The following is a 380-nucleotide window of genomic DNA, read 5'->3' on the forward strand; positions in this document are numbered from 1 at the left end:
CAGGAGTTCAACCATGCGCGGCTGAACTGGATCACCACCCGGCAGCGATGGCGTGAAGAGCCGCTGCGGGCTTATCAACTGCAAACCTCGCAACTGCTGTTGAGCATCCGCGCCATGCACCGGCAGTGGGCCGAGCAACAGACGCCAGCGTTCGACGCGCAGACCGGCGATGGCCCACCGCTGTTCGTCGACCCTGCGGTGGAGCGCCAGCGAATAGTCGATTACACGGCGCAGAACAGCGACGAGCGGCTCGAGCAGCGCTATCACGAACCGATGCGCGCCGCCTTCCAAGCCGAGTACGACCGCCAGGAGGCGCAGTACCAACATTACATTGACCTCAATGCCAGGTTCTACGCGTCGCTGTGCGCCAGCCCGACGTT

The 380-nt window shown here is 63.7% G+C and carries 1 pseudogene; it reads left to right on the plus strand.

From position 1 onward, the window contains the following. Window positions 1-380: pseudogene (locus tag ACF8K2_RS04065) on the plus strand (hypothetical protein); the annotation flags it as partial.

It is taken from the genome of Pseudomonas sp. xss_2, from assembly GCF_043104195.1.
GTDB classification, from domain to species: Bacteria; Pseudomonadota; Gammaproteobacteria; order Pseudomonadales; family Pseudomonadaceae; genus Aquipseudomonas; species Aquipseudomonas urmiensis.